Origin of the sequence: Pseudomonas rossensis, assembly GCF_039888995.1 — a bacterium.
GTDB classification, from domain to species: Bacteria; Pseudomonadota; Gammaproteobacteria; order Pseudomonadales; family Pseudomonadaceae; genus Aquipseudomonas; species Aquipseudomonas rossensis.
Genome location: NZ_JBBWCB010000056.1, coordinates 18592 through 37485 on the forward strand (window position 1 = coordinate 18592; position 18894 = coordinate 37485).

The 18894-nt window shown below is 60.8% G+C and carries 14 protein-coding genes and 1 pseudogene; 6 read left to right on the top strand and 9 right to left on the bottom strand.

Annotation, left to right across the window (positions count from 1 at the left end; translation table 11 throughout):
• Window positions 1–283 precede the first annotated feature (283 nt).
• Together WLY71_RS16435 and WLY71_RS16440 are read right to left on the bottom strand one after the other, a co-directional pair.
• Window positions 284–1324 carry an AraC family transcriptional regulator gene (locus WLY71_RS16435; RefSeq protein ID WP_347804376.1) on the bottom strand — a complete coding sequence of 347 codons (1041 nt, stop codon included), beginning with the start codon at window positions 1322–1324 and terminating at the stop codon, window positions 284–286.
• A gap of 3 nt (window positions 1325–1327) precedes the next feature.
• On the bottom strand, window positions 1328–2458 hold the full coding sequence (locus WLY71_RS16440; RefSeq protein ID WP_347804377.1) for a nitrilase-related carbon-nitrogen hydrolase: 1131 nt from the start codon (window positions 2456–2458) through the stop codon (window positions 1328–1330).
• Between the two features lie 209 nt (window positions 2459–2667).
• Between WLY71_RS16440 and WLY71_RS16445 the strand changes: the two genes are divergently transcribed.
• The gene (locus tag WLY71_RS16445; RefSeq protein ID WP_347804378.1) at window positions 2668–4707 is read left to right on the top strand and encodes an oxidoreductase; all 2040 of its coding nucleotides are present in this window, start codon (window positions 2668–2670) and stop codon (window positions 4705–4707) included.
• 99 nt (window positions 4708–4806) lie between these two features.
• Window positions 4807–5724: a 1-aminocyclopropane-1-carboxylate deaminase/D-cysteine desulfhydrase gene (locus WLY71_RS16450; RefSeq protein WP_347804379.1), complete on the top strand. Its 918-nt coding sequence runs from the start codon at window positions 4807–4809 to the stop codon at window positions 5722–5724.
• Window positions 5725–5774: 50 nt separating this feature from the next.
• On the opposite strand, the gene WLY71_RS16455 is transcribed toward WLY71_RS16450, so the two are convergent.
• The 3 genes from WLY71_RS16455 to WLY71_RS16465 form a co-directional block, all read right to left on the bottom strand.
• Window positions 5775–6323 carry a cytochrome b gene (locus tag WLY71_RS16455; protein WP_347804380.1) on the bottom strand — a complete coding sequence of 183 codons (549 nt, stop codon included), beginning with the start codon at window positions 6321–6323 and terminating at the stop codon, window positions 5775–5777.
• A 185-nt stretch (window positions 6324–6508) separates the two neighbouring features.
• Window positions 6509–7336, bottom strand: a complete 828-nt coding sequence (gene phnX, locus WLY71_RS16460) for a phosphonoacetaldehyde hydrolase (RefSeq protein WP_347804381.1) — start codon at window positions 7334–7336, stop codon at window positions 6509–6511.
• A gap of 194 nt (window positions 7337–7530) precedes the next feature.
• Window positions 7531–8640, bottom strand: a complete 1110-nt coding sequence (locus tag WLY71_RS16465; protein ID WP_347804382.1) for a 2-aminoethylphosphonate--pyruvate transaminase — start codon at window positions 8638–8640, stop codon at window positions 7531–7533.
• A gap of 109 nt (window positions 8641–8749) precedes the next feature.
• Between WLY71_RS16465 and WLY71_RS16470 the strand changes: the two genes are divergently transcribed.
• Window positions 8750–9613, top strand: a complete 864-nt coding sequence (locus WLY71_RS16470) for a LysR substrate-binding domain-containing protein (RefSeq protein WP_347804383.1) — start codon at window positions 8750–8752, stop codon at window positions 9611–9613.
• A 102-nt stretch (window positions 9614–9715) separates the two neighbouring features.
• On the opposite strand, the gene WLY71_RS16475 is transcribed toward WLY71_RS16470, so the two are convergent.
• On the bottom strand, window positions 9716–10588 hold the full coding sequence (locus WLY71_RS16475) for a LysR family transcriptional regulator (RefSeq protein ID WP_149629348.1): 873 nt from the start codon (window positions 10586–10588) through the stop codon (window positions 9716–9718).
• A gap of 268 nt (window positions 10589–10856) precedes the next feature.
• Here WLY71_RS16475 and WLY71_RS16480 point away from each other — a divergent pair, with 268 nt between their 5' ends.
• Together WLY71_RS16480 and WLY71_RS16485 are read left to right on the top strand one after the other, a co-directional pair.
• Window positions 10857–12182, top strand: coding sequence for an MFS transporter (locus WLY71_RS16480; RefSeq protein ID WP_347804384.1), 1326 nt, complete (start codon window positions 10857–10859; stop codon window positions 12180–12182).
• Between the two features lie 10 nt (window positions 12183–12192).
• The gene (locus tag WLY71_RS16485; protein WP_347804385.1) at window positions 12193–13584 is read left to right on the top strand and encodes an FAD-dependent oxidoreductase; all 1392 of its coding nucleotides are present in this window, start codon (window positions 12193–12195) and stop codon (window positions 13582–13584) included.
• A gap of 3 nt (window positions 13585–13587) precedes the next feature.
• Here the strand turns inward: WLY71_RS16485 and WLY71_RS16490 are convergent, their stop codons facing one another.
• A complete protein-coding gene (locus tag WLY71_RS16490) occupies window positions 13588–15012 on the bottom strand; it encodes a type VI secretion system Vgr family protein (RefSeq protein WP_347804386.1) in 1425 nt (474 codons plus the stop codon).
• A gap of 232 nt (window positions 15013–15244) precedes the next feature.
• Between WLY71_RS16490 and WLY71_RS16495 the strand changes: the two genes are divergently transcribed.
• A complete protein-coding gene (locus WLY71_RS16495) occupies window positions 15245–15952 on the top strand; it encodes a YebC/PmpR family DNA-binding transcriptional regulator (RefSeq protein WP_347804387.1) in 708 nt (235 codons plus the stop codon).
• Here WLY71_RS16495 and WLY71_RS16500 read toward each other — a convergent pair.
• Together WLY71_RS16500 and zapE are read right to left on the bottom strand one after the other, a co-directional pair.
• Window positions 15949–17337, bottom strand: a complete 1389-nt coding sequence (locus WLY71_RS16500; RefSeq protein ID WP_347804388.1) for a protein kinase — start codon at window positions 17335–17337, stop codon at window positions 15949–15951. The genes WLY71_RS16495 and WLY71_RS16500 overlap by 4 nt on opposite strands.
• Window positions 17338–17417: 80 nt before the next feature.
• Window positions 17418–18546, bottom strand: a pseudogene (zapE, locus tag WLY71_RS16505) (cell division protein ZapE).
• Between the last annotated feature and the right edge of the window lie 348 nt (window positions 18547–18894).

An 18894-nucleotide genomic window follows, 5' to 3' on the forward strand; every position in this document is an offset into this window, starting at 1 on the left:
CGTCAACCCAGGCCGTTGTCCTACGGCCTGTATCGAAAAAATCCTGTGATAAATTCCTGACGGCCTGCTACGTTTTATTAAGTAGCCGCTGAGCGGCGTGCCCGCGTCATTTTTCTTTCACGTGGGCACTTTATGCTCGGGGCGCTGGTCATTTATTCAGACGTTTTTTTCAACGAGCTGTGGGGGATTCAAAATGGACGATTATCAAGAAGAGCTGCTCGAGTATCAGGCGTTTGAACTGGACCCGCTGGAACCGGCCGAAGACGCTACCGAGCTGTAAGCGTCAAGCGGATTGGCGATGACTGCGGCGAAACTCGCCGGGAGTCTGGCCGCTCCAGCGTTTGAAGGCTCGTTGAAAGGCTTCGGCTGAGGCAAAGCCCAGCAGGTAGGCGATTTCTCCGAACGCCAGTTCGGTATCGCGGATGTAGGTCATGGCCAGGTCGCGACGCGTGTCATTGAGGATCGCGCGAAACTGCGTGCCTTCCTCGGCGAGTTTGCGGCGCAAGGTCCAGGTCGGCAGCTTCAGGCGTGCCGCCACTTCTTCCAGGTCGGGTTCCCGGCCACCATTGAGCAATGGCCCCAGTAACTGAGTGATGCGTTCACGCAGGCTGCGGGTGCGTGTCAGTTGCTCCAGTTCCCGCTCACACAGTTGCAGCAAGTGTCGCCAGGTGCTCGGGCAGTGTTCCGGGTTGCGCTGGGCGAGGCTGACAAGGCTCAAGCGCAGTTGATTGTGCTCGCAGCCAAACTGGATCGGGCAGTCGCCCAGCACGTCATAAGCCGTTCGGTAATCCGGCTCATCAAACTCGATATCGACGCGTTCGGCCTGCAACGGGGCAGGGCTGACGCTGGACAATTGCTGCAACCAGCCAGCGATGATCGAATCCACCACGAAGCGGTTGTAGGCGTTGTAAGGACTGATGGAATAGAACCGCAGCCATGCACCTTGGGCGTCTTCGTGAAAGCTCGATTGGCCGCGATAGTTGGAGCCATACAAGGCTTCGAAGCGAATCAGGCACCGCGCGGCTTCTCGCACCGTTGGCGCCTGAGCGGCCGTGACCCCGGCAAGGCCGACCTGGCTCAAGCGACTGAGCTGACCCATGCGCAAGCCAAGTGCCGGGTTGTCGGTCAGTTGAATGGCGCTGTGGCCCAGGCGCATGTAACGCGGGATCGAGAGCCGGGCGCCCGCTTCGCTGAGGCGAGCCGCGTCGAGGCCGTATTGTTCGAGCAACGGCTGAGGGTCTACACCGTGGCTGCGCACGGCGTCGGCCAGGCTATGAACAAAGCCCACCGACAGATCGCCGAGGCGCATCGGCAACGGTTTCATCGGTTACAACCAGAGGTTCAGCAAACGCGCGCCACGGGCATTGCCGTCGGCGAACTGCTGCCCGTTGCTGCTGAGAAAGCTTTGACCGGCGCTGCCCTGATCCCAGAACTGACCGCGCAGGAACACGCTCATGCCGGCGATTGCCTGGCTGCTGGGCGGTTGAGCGGTGAGTGTCAGACGATGCCAGGCCTGGCCTTCGCTGAGTTCCCCGGCCTTGAGACTGACCGAGCCAGGCATCGACAGCCCCTTGTAACCGCGCCACGGTTTGTCCCAGGTGCCGCGCCCGACCACAAACGCCGGGACCGCGACGAACTGCGCACCCTGGTCGTCGAGCTTGCGGTAATTGTCCGGGTACCAGCTGTCGCTGCCGATCAGCACGCCCAGGCGTCCGGCCGGGGTGTCGACGACGTTGAGCGTATGCTCGCCATTGGCGGCGATGACTTCATGTTCATCGAAAATCGGGTGCATCTGGCGCTGGGGTTGGCCGATCGGCAAGCCATCGCGACCGAACACCACGCTGCTGTTGTACAACGCGCCGCGGCCGATTTTCAGGGTGCCGTCGATGATGCTGGGCTCGGGTAGCACGATGGAGCCCGCCACCAACGTCACGTGGAACTCTTTCGCCAGACCACCAAACAGCGCCTGGTAGTCCTTGGCCATGCCTTTGGCCTTCATGCGCAGGTGCGCGTCGTCCAGACGTTTGTCGCCCTTGGCGCTGATCAGTGCGCGGACGAACTTCAGTGGGTTGCTGACCGCCAGCCAGTTCATGGCCTCCTTGAGCGTGGTCGCCTGGTACAGCTCATCTTTCTCGCCGCTGACCATCAACCAGGTGCCGATATGTTCGGGCAGGACGACGATGGTTTTTTCATTCAGCAGGCCCTGGTCCTGGGCCTTCTGCAAATAAGCCGCCAGCTTGCGGTGCAGGCGTTCGGAGCTTTGATAGTCGGTGGGAAACAGCTCGGGCTGGATGCCCAGCAAATTGCCGCGATCAGCGGGTATGCCTTGGTCGACCGCGAGGTTGATACGCAGGTCCGACAGGTAATGACCCACCGGGCGGTCCGCGGCCCACATGGCGTAGGTCGTAAGGGCGGCAATCAATGCCATGGAGAAGGTCAGGTACAGAAGTTTGCGCATGGGAAAACAGTCAACGGCCGTGTGCAGGATTCGCGACTAGGGTAGGGCGCATGCCGGCACTTGCCAAGGGGCGCTGCACATTTGGATCAATAAGTTGTCAGTTACGGTCATTGAGTGACAGCGGCGCGACTCTTAGTCTGTCCAACATGACTGACGGGGGCCGAAGAGCTCCTGCACTTTTTCCGTGATCGCTCGATGTGGAGTTACCGATGGCCGCCGCTCATTACCCGCACCTGTTGGCCCCGCTGGACCTGGGTTTTACCACGCTGCGCAATCGTACCCTGATGGGTTCGATGCACACCGGTCTTGAGGAAAAGCCCGGCGGTTTCGAGCGCATGGCGGCGTACTTCGCCGAACGTGCCCGTGGCGGCGTTGGCCTGATGGTCACTGGCGGTATTGGCCCGAACGACGAGGGCGGGGTGTACTCCGGCGCAGCCAAACTGACCACCGAGGAAGAAGCGCTCAAGCACCGGATCGTCACCCGCGCGGTGCACGAGGCGGGCGGCAAGATCTGCATGCAGATCCTTCACGCCGGGCGTTATGCCTACAGCCCGAAACAGGTCGCGCCGAGCGCCATTCAGGCGCCGATCAACCCGTTCAAGCCAAAAGAGCTGGACGAGGAAGGTATCGAGAAGCAGATCAGCGATTTCGTCACCTGTTCGACCTTGGCGCAACAGGCCGAGTACGACGGCGTCGAGATCATGGGTTCCGAAGGTTATTTCATTAACCAGTTTCTCGCCGCCCATACCAACCACCGTACTGACCGCTGGGGCGGCAGCTACGAAAACCGCATGCGCCTGCCGGTGGAAATCGTCCGCCGGGTGCGCGAAGCGGTAGGCCCGAATTTCATTATTATCTTCCGCCTGTCGATGCTCGATCTGGTGGAGGGCGGCAGCAGCTGGGAAGAAATCGTCCAGTTGGCCAAGGCGATCGAGCAGGCCGGTGCGACGATTATCAACACCGGCATCGGCTGGCACGAAGCGCGGATTCCGACCATCGCCACCAAAGTGCCGCGCGGCGCGTTCAGCAAGGTCACGGCCAAGCTGCGTGGCTCGGTGAGCATTCCGCTGATCACCACCAACCGTATCAACACCCCGGAAGTGGCCGAGCAGATTCTGGCCGAAGGCGATGCCGACATGGTCTCCATGGCGCGGCCGTTCCTCGCCGACCCGGACTTCGTCAACAAGGCCGCGGCCGGCCGTGCCGATGAAATCAACACCTGCATCGGTTGCAACCAGGCTTGCCTCGATCACACCTTCGGCGGCAAGTTGACCAGTTGCCTGGTGAACCCACGCGCCTGTCATGAAACCGAACTCAACTACCTGTCGGTGCAGCAGATCAAGAAAATCGCGGTGGTCGGTGCCGGTCCTGCGGGTTTGTCCGCGGCGACCGTGGCCGCCGAGCGCGGGCATCAGGTGACACTGTTTGATTCGGCCAGCGAAATTGGCGGCCAGTTCAACATCGCCAAGCGTGTGCCGGGCAAGGAAGAGTTTTTCGAAACCCTGCGCTACTTCAACCGCAAACTGCAGACCACTAACGTCGACGTGTGCCTGAACACCCGCGTCGATGTCGCACAACTGGTAGAAGGCGGCTACGACGAGATCATTCTCGCCACCGGCATCGCGCCAAGAACCCCGGCGATTCCGGGCGTCGAGAACGCCAAGGTGCTGAGCTACCTGGACGTGATCCTTGAGCGCAAACCGGTGGGCAAGCGCGTCGCGGTGATCGGTGCCGGTGGTATCGGATTCGATGTCTCGGAGTTCCTGGTTCACCAGGGCGTGGCCACCAGCCAGAATCGCGAGGCGTTCTGGAAGGAGTGGGGCATCGATACGCATCTGCAAGCGCGCGGCGGTGTCGCCGGCATCAAGGCTGAACCTCACGCACCGGCTCGTGAAGTGTTCCTGCTGCAACGCAAGAAATCCAAGGTCGGCGATGGCCTTGGTAAAACCACCGGCTGGATTCACCGCACCGGTCTGAAAAACAAGCAGGTACAGATGCTCAACAGCGTCGAGTACCTGAAGATCGACGACGAAGGTTTGCACATCCGCATCGGCGAAACCGGCGAGCCACAAGTGCTGCCAGTGGACAACATCGTGATCTGCGCCGGGCAGGACCCGCTGCGCGAATTGCAGGAGGGGCTGGTGGCGGCCGGACAGAACGTGCATTTGATTGGCGGCGCGGATGTGGCGGCTGAATTGGATGCGAAGCGCGCGATCAACCAAGGGTCGCGACTGGCGGCTGAACTCTAAAACTCACACGTCCTGTAGCAGCCGGACGCAGGCTGCGCCAGCTGCTACAAGGTTTGCGTTGGCTGATAGACTGGCGTCTTTTATGTCTGCGCAGAGCCGATGCTTTCTCCTCCAGCCAACTGGCTACCTATTCCCCTGCTAGAACCCCTTCATCTCGGCTGGCTGACCAACGCTGGCATCGAAGTCGCGATCCTGCGCCTCGACCAGATCGACCCTCTAATCAGCGGCAACAAGTGGTTCAAACTCATCGAGCACCTGAAAGCCGCTGACCGGATCGGTGCCAAAGGCATCATCAGTCTGGGCGGTGCCCACTCCAATCATCTGCATGCACTGGCCGCCGCGGGCAAGCGTTTTGGTTTTCGCACTGTTGGCCTGCTGCGCGGTCATCCGCAAGAAACGCCAACGGTAAAAGACTTGCAGGCGTTCGGCATGCAGTTGCATTGGCTGGGTTATGGCGGTTATCGAGCGCGGCACGAGCCGGGTTTCTGGTTGCCATGGCAGGCGCAGTATCCCGATCTGCATCCGGTGCCGGAAGGTGGCGGCGGTTTGCAGGGAGCAAAGGGCTGCATGCAGCTGAGGACAATGGTCAGCGAGCAGTTGAACGGTCTGGGCTGGAGTGACTACGACGGTTGGTGGCTGGCCTGTGGAACGGGCACGACCCTGGCCGGCCTGGTGCTGGCCGAAGCAGGTGAACACCCGGTGTATGGCGCGCTGGCGGTGCCGGACGATCATGGTGTGGCGCAGCAAGTCGAATCAATTGTGCAAGAGGCGGGTTTACACAATCGCGCTTATGAATTGTTCGACGCCAGCCGTGGCGGCTTTGCCAAAGTCGATCCGCTGTTGCTCGAATTCATCGAGCAGACCGAACAGGCCAGCGGCATTCCCCTCGAACCGCTGTACACCGGCAAAGCCCTGTTGGCGCTCAAGCAGCAAGTAGAAGTGGGAAGATTCGAAAAGGGCACGCGCCTGATCTTCGTCCATACCGGCGGTTTGCAGGGCCGCCGAGGATTTCGATAAGTACGCCATCCCTGTAGCAGTCGGCGAAGCCTGCTGCTACAGGGCTGTGTTCAACCACGCTTGGGCATCATCCGCAGCAAGGTGTTATCGCCCACTACATAGTGGTGATAAATCCCCGCCACGGCGTGCAGGCCGATCAGCCAGTAACCAATGGTGCCGCCGAGTTCATGCCAGCCCTGGATCTGCTTGGCCAGCGCCTTGTCTTCCGCGACCAGCAACGGCAGGTCGAAGCCGTAGAACATCACTTGGTGGCCCTTGGCGCTGGTGACCAGCCAGCCCAGAATCGGCATGGCGATCATCAAAATGTACAGCGCCCAGTGCATCAGTTTGGCCAACACGGTCTGCCAGTGAGGCGAGGCCGGGAAGATTTGCGGCGCCGGGCCCAGGCTGCGAGCGAACAACCGCAGCCAAACCAATACGAACACCGTCAAGCCGAGCATGAAGTGCGTTTCGACGATCAACGTCCGGCCGCCACTGCCTTTGGGAAAGATCCCGCGAAATTCGATACAGGCGTAAACCAGCGCCAGCAGGACCAACATCAACCAATGCAGGGCGATCGATACGGTGCTGTAGCGTGAGTCGGAATTCTTCCAGGGCATACGGTGTTCCTCACAGGTCAGGTCGAGCCACCGTTCTTGTTCGACGGTGTGCGTTAACTGTAATCCGCTTTGGTGGATTTGCCTGTGGCTATTTGGGCGTTCAATGCTCTAGATCAGGAGGTTGGCCACAAAAAAGCGCCAGTTCGGTTAAGGACTGGCGCTTTTTTATGAGGCGATAGGTGCAATCAGTGGGTTTGCGGCATCTCACCATTGGCCAGGCGCTTATTGATATCAGCGATCACTTCCGGCAAATCGGTGATGGTGTCGATCATGTAGTGCGGCCGCGAGCCTTCGAACATTGCATGGATGCGTTTACGTTCGCTGGCCAGTTTGTCGCTGCCCAGGGCGCGATAACCTTCGTAGTCCAGGCCCAGCGCGTTCCCCGAGCAAATCAGCGCCACGGTCCACATGCCGGCGCGACGACCTTCAAGAATGCCCGGCACGGTGTCGTCGATCTTCACGCAGGCTGCGACATCATCGATCCCGAGGGCGATCACGTTGGCCAGCGCCTGGGCCGGCCATGGACGGCCGTTGGGCACTTCGTCGGTGGCGACCACGTGGTCGGCGACGTAACCGTTGGTGGCGGCCAGCTCGACAACTTTGTCCATGACCTGTTTTGGATAGCCGGAGCAGGAACCAATCTTGATCCCTTGCTGGCGCAGATTGGCGATGGTGTCCAATGCGCCCGGAATCAGCGCCGAATGCTCGGCGATTTTCTCGATTTGCAGTGGCATGAAGCGTTTGTAGATGGCGGTGACGTCGTCGTCGGTCGGCGTACGGCCGAACACGGCGCGATAACGTTCGGCCACTTCCGGCTGATCGCACAGGGTGCGGATGTGGTCCCACTTGCCCATGCCCATCGGGCCGCGGGCTTCTTCGATGGAAACCTGGACGTCGAACTCGGCGAAGGCTTCGACAAAAATCTGTGTCGGCGCGAAGGAGCCGAAATCGACCACGGTGCCGGCCCAGTCGAGGATGGCGGCTTGCAGCTTGGTTGGGTTTGCGTAGTTCATGTCTCAAATCCTGTATTGAAGAATGATGAGCCCTGTAGCAGCTGTCGAGCCCCAGCGAGGCTGCGTTCGGCTGCGAAGCAGTCGTGAATCCTGGCGATGCGGTCCACCTGAAACACCGAGGTGGATGGTTTTACGACTGCTTCGCAGCCGAACGCAGCCTCGCACGCTCGGCAGCTGCTACAAGTCGTCGTGAATCAGATTTCCAGCACTTCCATCTCGCGCAGCACTTCGGCGACCGCTGCCACGGCTGCGTGCATCTCGTCCTGGTTGACGTGACCGATGCAGCCGACGCGGAAGGTTTCGACCTGGGTCAATTTGCCGGGGTAAAGGATGAAACCCTTGGTCTTGACACGTTCGTAGAACTCCTTGAACTGGTAACGCGGGTCTTTCGGCGCGTGGAAAGTGACAATGATCGGCGCTTGAATAGCGGCGGGCAGGAAACTGCGCAGCCCCAATTTGGCCATGTCATCGAGCAGCACCTGGCAGTTGTTGGCGTAGCGCTGATGCCGGGCGGGCAAACCACCTTCTTCGTTGTATTGCAGCAGGGCTTCGTGCAGCGCGGCGACCACGTGGGTCGGCGGGGTGAAGCGCCATTGGCCGGTCTTGGCCATGTAGGTGTGCTGATCGAAAAGGTCCATCGCCAGCGAGTGCGAGTTACCGGCGGCATTGGCCAGTGCTTCTTTGCGAGCGAAGACAAAACCCATTCCCGGCACGCCTTCCAGGCATTTGCCCGAGGCGGCGATCAGCGCGTCGAACGGCACCTGTTGCGCGTCGATCGGCAGCGCGCCGAAAGAGCTCATGGCGTCGATGATCAGGCGTTTGCCGTGTTGCGCGATGACGTGGGCGATTTCCGGCAGCGGGTTGAGGATCCCGGTGCTGGTTTCGCAGTGAATCAGCGCGACGTGGGTGATGCTGGCGTCGGCGCGCAGCAGGCGGTCGACGTCGACGGCGGTGGTCGGTTCGTCTTCGGCGGTTTCGAAGGTGCTGAAGGAGCGGCCGAGCACTTCGCAGATTTTCGCCAGGCGTTTGCCGTAGGCGCCGTTGATCAGCACCAGGACTTTGCCGTCGCGAGGCACCAGCGTGCCGATCGCCGCTTCGACCGCGAACGTGCCGCTGCCTTGCAGAGGCACGCAGTGGTGACTGTCGCCGCCGTTGATGATCGCCAGCAGTTGTTCGCACAGGCTGGCGGTCAGTTGATTGAAGCGGTCATCCCATGAACCCCAGTCGACCATCATCGCCTGACGGGTGCGGGTCGATGTGGTCAGTGGGCCGGGGGTGAGCAGGGTAGGTTCGGCAGTACTCATTCTCGTGTCCTCGCAATCGATGGGATGAAGCTACGGGGCTTAAATTGCAATTTGCCGTGCTATCAATCAAATTGTTTGTTGTTATGCCAGCCATCAGTGAGGGTTATTCATGAACCTGTTCCAGCTCCGCGCATTCGATGCGGTGGCCCGCGAGGGCAGCTTCACCCGGGCCGCCGCGCGACTGTTCATCAGCCAACCGGCGGTCACCGGCCACATCAAGGCGCTGGAGGAGCATTACCAGATCACCCTGTTGCGGCGCACCGCACGACGGGTGGAGCTGACGGAGGAAGGCACCAAACTGGCCGCGATCACCCGGGCAATGTTCGGTCTGGCCGAAGAAGCGCAGGTGATGCTGGAAGCGAACCGGCAGTTGCTGACCGGTCGCCTGGAAGTGGCGGCAGACGGGCCGCACATGGTCATGCCTATGCTCGCCAGCCTGCGCGCGCGCTATCCCGGCATTACCGTGAACCTGCGGTTGGGCAATGCTCAGGAAACCCTGGCGGCGTTGTTGTCGGAGCATGCCGACGTCGCGGTACTGACTGAGGTCGAACCGCGCAAAGGCTTGCATCTGCAAGGTTTAAGCGAGTCACGAATTTGTGCCTTGGTGCCTGAGGGGCATCCATGGGCGCAGATGTCGAAGGGCGTGCCGCTCAAGGCGCTGGATCAAGTGATCATGGTGTTGCGCGAGCCAAGCTCGATCACCCGGCGCACCTTCGACGAGGCCTGCGCGACGGCGTTGGTCAATCCACGGGTGTTATTGGAGCTGGACAGTCGCGAGGCGGTGACCGAAGCCGTCGCCGCAGAGTTGGGGGTTGGCGTGGTGTCATCGGTGGAGGTTAGCCACGACCCGAGGGTGGCGGCGGTGCCGATTCTTGGTGAAGGGTTGGTTAATCGGCACATGATTGGCTGCATGGAGCGGCGGCGGGATTTGCGCTTGATACAGGCGTTTTTCGAGTTGGCGCCCGCCTTGTAACCGAGGTGCGCCCATCGCGAGCAAGCTCGCTCCCACATTGGATCTCCAGCGTTCACAAAATCCCTGTGGGAGCGAGCCTGCTCGCGAAGCGGCCGGGCCTGCCTACACAAGACTCTCGCGAACCATCTCCAGAAACGTCGCCACCACCCGCCGCGAACTCTGCTCGCGCAAGCACACCAGCGTCTCGGTCAATCGCCGTTTGCAGTCGGTAATCGGCAACGCGCAAACCCTCGAATCTGCACCGAACTCGGCAGCCGATACAACACCAACGCCAATCCCCACGACCACCGCCTCACGCGCCGCTTCCCGACCTTCAACCTGAATCGCCGGGCGGATGCGAAAGCCTGCCTGAGCCATTTCTTCTTCCAGCGTTTGCCGAGTCACCGAACCGATTTCCCGCAGCACCAAAGGCGTGTCATCGAGGTCCGCGAGGCAAATCGATTCACGGTCGGCCCACGGATGATGGCGGGAAACGAACGCCACCATCGGGTCGTTGCGCAGCGGCAACGAGATCAGACGTTCGTCACTCACCTCCCGGCCCAGCAACGCCAGGTCGGCCTGATAGTTGAACAGCCGAAACAGCGATTCATCGGTGTTGCCGGTTTCGATCTTCACGCTGATGCCGGGGTAGCGCTCACAAAAGCGAGCAATCTGCGGCAACACATGCACTGGCGCATCTACCGCGAGAATCAGGCTGCCGGTCTGCAAGGCCCTGGAGTCATGCAAGAGCTCCTGCGCCTCGGCCTCGATGACGAATAGCCGCTGAGTAATGCTCAGCAACCGCTCGCCCAGATCGGTCAGCCGGACAGAACGTTTGTTGCGGTGGAATAGCAGCACACCGAAACGCTCTTCGAGCTTGCGCACTTGGTCGGAAATCGCCGGTTGCGTGAGGAATAGCCGCTCGGCGGCTTTGGTGAAGCTTCCGTGCACGGCCACGGCGTGGAAGGCTTTGAGCTGGGCGTGGGAAACCGACACCGAAACCTCCAGTAACAAGCTGAGCTTATATTGGAAATACGATAAATCGATTTCACTTATTAATCAGTAATTGTTTTTATCGACCTCAGCCCCGGTGACTGGTCAGTCAAACAGCGTCGGCGGCCATGAGCCTGTGCGTGCAACAGCAGGACTCACCTGACCGATATCGCCTCAGGGAAGCGGCGATATCGAAGTGCTCAACAATAAAAAAACAGGCGTTATTTCTCAATTTCTGCCGGCACACTCACACCCTGAGGTCAGAACCACAATGAACAAGCACATCGGCACTATCAAGCGTTGGCGCGTGCAGATCTTCGCGATCACCTGGCTCGCTTACGCCGCGTTCTACTTCACCCGCAAAGCTTTTTCCGTGGCAAAACTGGGGATCGCCGAAGACCCCACCTTCATGCTCGACAAAATGGCCATGGCCAACCTCGACGCCATCTACCTCACGGCTTACGCCATCGGGCAATTCACCTGGGGCATTCTGGCCGACCGTTTTGGCCCAAGGGTCGTAGTGTTTGGCGGGTTGCTGATTTCAGCGGCAGCAGCCTTGGTGATGGGCAGTTTTGCGACGTTGCCAATCTTCGCCACCTGCATGTTGATTCAAGGGTTTGCTCAGTCCACCGGCTGGTCCGGGCTGTGCAAGAACCTCGGTAGCTTCTTTCCCTCTGAACAGCGCGGGCGGGTGCTGGGGTTGTGGAGTTCCTGCTACGCCTTCGGTGGGTTGGTGGCTTCGCCGTTCGCAGGCTGGTGGGCGTATACGCTGATCGGCACCTGGCATGCGGCGTTCTTTTCCAGTGCGGCGGTGGTTGGGCTGGTCGCCGTGCTGTTTTTTATTTTTCAGCGCAACAAACCCGAAGACGTTGGCTTGCCGGCGGTGGAACCGGAACCACAACTGACGGCGCAAGAGGCCGACGCGCAAAGCAAGATCAGCGTGCTGGAACCGTTAAAAGAAATTCTGCGCAACCGCACCGTGCTGGTTCTGGGCCTCGCGTACTTTCTGCTGAAGCCGGCGCGCTACGCGATTCTGCTCTGGGGACCGGTGATCGTCTTTGAGCAGATGCCCTCGGTGGGCAAGGTCGGCGCGGCAATCATTCCGACCGCGTTTGAACTGGCCGGGTTGCTCGGGCCAATTATGCTGGGTCTGGCCTCGGACAAACTGTTCGGCGCCCGACGCATGCCGGCGTGTGTGCTCAGCCTGTTGGCGTTGACCGTGACCCTGGCCTTGTTCATGGGCGCCCTGCAAACCGGCAGCGTGATGCTGGTGGTGGCGCTGCTGTTTGTCATGGGCCTGACCCTGTACGGACCGGACTCGATGATCAGCGGCGCGGCCGCGATCGATTTCGGCACCGCCAAGGCGGGCGCCACAGCCGCCGGTTTCGTCAACGGTTGCGGCTCGGTCGGGGCGATTCTCGGCGGATTGCTGCCGGGCTACTTCGACTCGGTCACCGTGTTCATCGTCTTCGCTGGCTGCGCATTGTTTTCGGCCCTGGTGCTGATCCCGCACTGGAACAGCCGCCCGGCTGGCCTGCGTGCCGAAAGCGTTTTCGTGCCCAACCAACCGATCACCGTAAAACCTCTGCGTACTTAAGGATTGACCCATGAGACCTTTCTGGCTGGAACAGGCGCTGGCGGCCGAGTCCTGCGCGCCATGCGAACCCTTGGCGGGCGACACCCGCGCTGACGTCTGCATCGTCGGCGGCGGCTACACCGGGTTGTGGACCGCGATCATGCTCAAGGAACAGAACCCCGAACTGGATGTGCTGCTGATCGAGGCCGATATCTGCGGCGCCGGCGCCAGTGGCCGCAACGGTGGTTGTGCACTGTCGTGGTCGGCCAAGTACTTCACCCTTGAACGGCTGTTCGGCGTCGAAGAAGCTGTGCGGTTGGTCAAGGAATCGGAGCGCAGCATCCATGCCATTGGCGCCTTTTGCGAGCAGTACGCGGTGGACGCCGATTACCGCCTCGACGGCACGCTCTACACCGCCACGAACCGTGCCCAATGCGGCTCGACCGATGCCGTGATCGCGGCGTTGGAGCGCAATGGCATCAACTCTTTCACCCAACGGCCGGTGGCCGATGTGCAACGCATGGCCGGTTCCAGCAAACATCTGGAAGGCTGGTTTTCTCCGGCGGCGGCAAGCGTGCAACCGGGAAAACTGGTGCGCGGCTTGCGCCGGGTCGCCTTGAAACTCGGGGTGAGGATTCACGAGCACACCGCCATGGCCGGGTTGCAGGAGGGCAAGCCTGCAGGGATTGAAACCCCCAACGGCACCGTTCGCGCGGATCGCGTGGTGCTGGCGATGAACGCCTGGATGGCCCGGGCGTTTCCACAGTTCGAGCGCAGTGTGGCGATCGTTTCCAGCGACATGCTGATCACCGAACCGCGACCCGATCTGCTCAACGAAATCGGTTTGACCAGCGGCGTCACCGTGCTCGATTCGCGGATTTTCGTGCACTACTACCACAACACCCCGGACGGCCGAATCATGCTCGGCAAGGGCGGCAATACCTTTGCTTACGGCGGGCGAATGTTGCCGGTGTTCGATCAGCCATCGCCCTATGCCGGTTTGTTGCAGCACAGCCTGAGCGAGTTCTTTCCGGCGTTTGCCCAGGTCAAGGTCGAGGCGACCTGGAACGGTCCGTCTGATCGTTCCGTCACCGGTTTGCCGTTCTTCGGTCAGATGAGCGCCAGTGGCAACGTGTTTTATGGTTTCGGATATTCCGGCAGCGGGGTTGGCCCGTGTCATATGGGCGGGCAGATTCTCGCCTCGATGGTCCAGGGACTGGACAACGCCTGGACCCGCTCGCCTCTGGTCAACGGCCCCTTGGGCTTGTTTCCGCCGGAACCGATTCGTTACCTCGGCTCATTGATGGTGCGCAACGCCATTCGCCGCAAGGAGCGCGCCGAGGATCACGGGCGCCGGCCACGGCATCTGGATGTGCGTCTGGCGAAGTTCGCGGCGGCGGCAGGCAAGGCCGACAAGGGTTGAGAGTCAGGGTGTGAGGTCCGAGCGATTGACCAGCCAATCGAGCAGCAAGTGGCTATCGCGGCGTGGCTCGGGAACTGGCCGAGTGCGCGGGTGATGGCCCATGCCGACGCACAGCACCGGCCGGTCCGGGTCACTGTCGAGAAAACTGATGAGTACGTCGCTGCCGGCCTTTGGCAGGCTGGACGGGTCAATCCGACCGTCCGGCGCTGCAAGGGCGACCGGTAGCCAGAGACCGGTAGATTCAAGCGGATCCGCTTCCGCTGTTGGCCACAGCCTGACCTGTATTCGACCTCGATCATCCAGCGCCGCCGGTTGCCCGGCAGGTCCCAGCACCCGGGCAGGTTGATAACCCGGAATGCTCGGCCTGGTCTGTTTGAGCGCGGGCCTGAAGACCGTTGACCAGGGAATGGCGGTGAATTGATTGCGGTAATGGCGGAAAGTGACGGGTTTGTCTGTGGCAAGAATCGAAGGTTGTTGTCCCTGATGTCGGGTTTCGGTGAGCAGCCATTGATCGTTGAAATTCGGCAGTGGATGTTCTGACACTTGCACAATCTGTGCGCTGCGCAGTGCGCTCTGGGTGCTTCGACCGTGGATCTGCAGGTGCTGGCAACGCAGACGTTCCAGTTGTCGTCGGCTCAACTGATCGTGATGGATGTGCTCGGCCGCGGGGCGGGCCATCACGGGCAATGGTGTGCTGAAAGCGTGGTTGGCCGCGCCCTCGTCGGGGTTTTGCGAGCCACGGTTTCTGGCCGGCAGTCGTGAGGGAAAGGGCGGCGAGTCATGGCGCTGGAACAACTCACTGATCACCGGCACGTCACTGTCTTCGGGCGCGTTGCCCTGGAAAGGCGTAAGTAACGGTTCCTGGGGGAAACTCAGGCTGTCATCCGCCAGGACCAGCACATGCCCGTCGCGCTGATGTTCGAAGTGATAGTGAATGCCTTCTTCTTCACACAGCCGTTGCAGCAATGCCAGATCGCTCTCCTCGTACTGAATGCAAAAAGGTCGGAGCGGATAGTGCCCGTTCGACAATTCGAAGCGATAGCTCCCCTCGGGCACATCATGTTCCTCCAGGAGTTGGCGCAGGATCATCGGTACGCTGAGGTGATGAAAGACGCGGCGTGAACGCTGCCGGTCGAGCCATTGAAGGTAGGGCACCAGCACCAGTTTGTAGCCGATCCGGTGGGGGCCGCGATGCTCGCGACTGGCACTGTGAAGGACGCCGTGAATACCCTGGCCCTCCATCAAGCTGAGGAACACCGGCTGTTGCAGCAATCGGTCGAGGTTCATGGCCGGTGCGAGGCCGATGACTTCGATGTCGAATCGATAGGGCTGGTTGAGGGCTTCTCGGCCACTGAACTGCAACACCTGCAAACTCAAATCGCCGTCGAGAAGTGTCAGGGTGAAGGGACTTTCCTTGTCGTTGTGCATCGAACGCGCTTCTGCCATTGAATTCGGGCGCAGAGGGTACGAAACCACAGCCCTTTATGGTCACCGCAAATCGAAGTTTCAGAATCGCCCTACAACTGCCGGTGAAGATGTCGATTGGTCATGCGGGTGAACAGGGTGGATTTTTTGGTCGATTGCCAACTTTAGGGCGTATAAACTTGCGCCATGCGTCGGCCAATAGATGTCTCGGCGCCACAGATCAAGAGAGTGAGTAATGGGCGCACAGTGGAAGGTTAAACACAAAGAAGCGGCATCTAACGCCAAGGGCAAGATCTTCGGCAAACTGGTAAAAGAAATCACCATCGCTGCCCGTAACGGTGCCGATACTGCCACCAACGCACACCTGCGTCTGGTGGTCGAGCAGGCCAAGAAAGCCTCGATGCCCAAGGAAACCCTGGATCGCGCGATCAAGAAAGGCGCGGGCCTGTTGGGCGAAACCGTGCAATACCATCGCGTAACCTATGAAGGCTTCGCACCGCATCAGGTACCGCTGATCGTTGAATGCGTGACCGACAACATCAACCGCACCGTTGCTGAAATCCGCGTCGCGTTCCGCAAGGGCCAATTGGGCGCTTCCGGTTCGGTAGCGTGGGACTTCAACCATGTCGGCATGATCGAGGCGTCCCCGGACAGCCCAGACGCCGATCCGGAAATGGCCGCCATCGAAGCCGGCGCCCAGGATTTCGAGCCGGGTGAAGAAGAGGGCGCGACCCTGTTCCTGACCGAGCCTGCGGACCTGGATGCCGTGCAGAAAGCCCTGCCCGAGCAAGGGTTCACCGTGTTGTCGGCCAAGCTGGGCTATCAGCCGAAAAACCCGGTCAGCGGTCTGAGCGATGAGCAGATGGCTGAAGTCGAAGCCTTCCTCGAAGGCCTCGATAACCACGATGACGTGCAGGACATGTTTGTCGGGTTGGCGGGTTAAACCGCTTCGAGCGTGTGATGACGTGTGGCGAGGTCCCTCGCCACAGGTTTGTGTTGGCTTCCAGTGGTTGAGGCCAATACCGTCAGCGCCTGAACAAGCTCGCTGAACCCCGGTCGCGTCAGCACCTGCGGCTGACAGCAGCGCTGCTGCAATTGCTCCAACTGCGCACGACCTTCATCGCTCAACCCCGAGTCGATCCGCTCCAACAATTCCCCCAGCAAAACACCAAACGCCCGTACCTCGATCCGTTGCAGCGCACGGCTTTCAAGGCTGTCCGAGGTGGCATGGAACGACGCCGCGCCAAAATCCCCCAGCAGGCAATCACCGTGCTCATTCCACAGAATGTTGTGGCCGTAGAGGTCGCCGTGGGTGATGCCATGTCGGTGCAAATGTTCGGCTGCCGAGGCGATGCCACAGGCGATGCGCAATGCCACGCCAGCGCTGAACCGGGTGTCGTTGGCGTAAACGTCGCGGGTACATGACACCAGGCTCGGCAGCCCGGACAGATTGCGATAGCTCGGATCGATCAATTGCATCACCAGCCCGACCTGGGCTTCTGGATGCCCGACGACGCGCCCTTCAACCCGGATCAGGTTGGGGTGACAGCCGGCGGTGATGCAGGCGTTCATTTCGTGCAACGGCGAGCCATCGCTGGTCATTTCGCCTTTGTAGAGTTTGACGGCGACCTGTGTGGCCGGTTGGCCCGGTCGATCCCACATTGCTCGATGAATCACTCCCGACGCACCTTCGCCCAGTTGCTGCTCCAGACGCAGCTCGGACCAGGGAATGCGGGGCGTGGCTTCGAGAGCGGCCGCATCGGCTTCGGTCTCCAGCGGGTTACCGGCGTACGCCAGCCAGGTCAGGCTCGGCAGGGACAGCAGCCACTCGGGCAACTCGGTCAACCGGTTGGCGGCGATGCGGATCAGTTCGAGTCGATGGCAATGACGCAAGCTCTCCGGCAAACGTTGCAAGCGGTTGCCAGCAAGCATGAGTTTTTGCAGGTGCGGGCGTTCACCCAGCTCGGCCGGCAGTTCAGTGATGCAGTTATCGGTCAGGATCAGCCAGCGCAGCAACGGTGGCAGGGCCGTGCCTGGCACGCGTTCGATGCGGTTGGCCTTGAAGCCGACCATCGTCAGTGCGGCGCATTGGCCCAGGCAGTCGGGCAGTTCGGTGAACAGATTGTCCGAGCAGAACAACACGCGCAAACGGGTCAGGCGGTGCAAGTCGTTCGGCAGACTGCTCAAGGCATTGCCGCTGAGGTCGAGGACTTCCAGCGAGTCCGCCAGGTCGAAGATTTCTCGCGGAAACTCCGTCAGGCCGCCGGTGAGGGCCAGGCGGGTAATGCCCGACAGTTGGCCGGCGCGTAGTTGGGCAAGGGTATCCATGAACAGATTCACTTTGATCGGGAGGAGGGCGCGGAGGCCTGGAAACGGGCGACATGATACCGGCAAAGGCCGAGGACGTGTCAGACCGGAGCCCTGACTTCGACCAACTGCCCCAACCGGCTGCGCGTGCGCGCCAGATCGATGGCATCGCCGCCCAGGCTTTCGCGCAAAGACTGCTGCCCGAGCAGAATCAGGTGCTTGTCCTGGTCGTACAGGACGTCGACCAGGTTGATGAAGCGCTGCTGGGCAGCGATGGAACAATCGGCGAGGTTGGGCAGTTCATCGATGAACCAGTGATCGAAAGGTCGGCACAGCTCCAGGTGATCATGACCGCTGTGGGGTGATCGCACCGATCGCCGAAGGTGAAACCGATGGTTCGCCCTTCGCAGTGTCGAGCCTGAAGGTTGCGTGTTCCGACGGGCAGTTGAATGGCCGGCGCGTCGCGTTCGGGCAGGTTCAACGACTGACGCTGCGCCAGCGTGACCGGCCAGATGTACTGGCCTTGGGTAAACAGCTGCTGGGCATGGTTTCTGACCTGACTGCGGTAGTCGTGGGGGCCGCCGACCTCCATGACCTGCATGCGAGCGTTGATCAGGTCGATCACCGGTTTGAAGCGCGCGTGGTACAGCGGGTTGGGCAGCAGTCCTTCCGGTGGGTAGTTGGAGGTGACCAGCAGCAGGATGCCGCGGCGGAACAATGCCTTGAACAGCCGGGTGATGAGCATCGCGTCGCCGATATCATGGACGTGAAACTCGTCGAAACACAGCACCCGGCAATCGCGCAGCTGTTCGTCGAGGGTGGTTTCCAGTGCGTTGGGGTGATCGCGATGAGTGAACATCCCTTGGTGTAGTTGCGCAAAAAACTCATGAAAATGCAGGCGCTGTTTTTCCGCGATGGGAAGGGCCTGGAAAAACCCGTCGAGCAGCCAGCTCTTGCCGCGACCCACGGCGCCGTGCAGGTAAAGGCCGGGGAGCGTTTTTGCCGAGGTGCCCAGCAGCGCTGCGGCATGCTGCGCCATGCAGTCGATGACGCGTTGTTGGCTTGGCTGAGGGGGTAGCCCTGGGAATGGGCCTTGCGGTGGAAGTAGTCGTGGATGACGCGACCGGTTGCGGTGTTACCGGCGGATGCTGCCGATGACTTGCCGAACAAGCGGAGTAGCGCAGGCCAGCGTGGTGTGCGTCGCGAACGGTTTGGCGGTCGAACGGCCACTGTGATTTCACCCCGTAATCTTCATGCCGGCTCCCCGAGCTGCCGCGCCGTAGTGTAACCAAATGGGGAATTTCCATTCCAGTTGTGTCGACCTGTAGCAGCTGCCGAGCCTGCGAGGCTGCGTTCGGCTGCGCAGCAGTCGCCAATCCATTCCCTGCGGTTTTCCTGAATGACCACGGTGTTTGGTTTTACGACTGCTTCGCAGCCGAACGCAACCTCGCAGGCTCGGCAGCTGCTATGTATGGACTCGCCCCCACTGTCTACCCGCTTTTGAAAAACCGCCGCCCCGTTGCATCTATGTATCAGGCCTATTCGAGGAAGCCGACTTCGGCTTCTGGCCAAAATTGG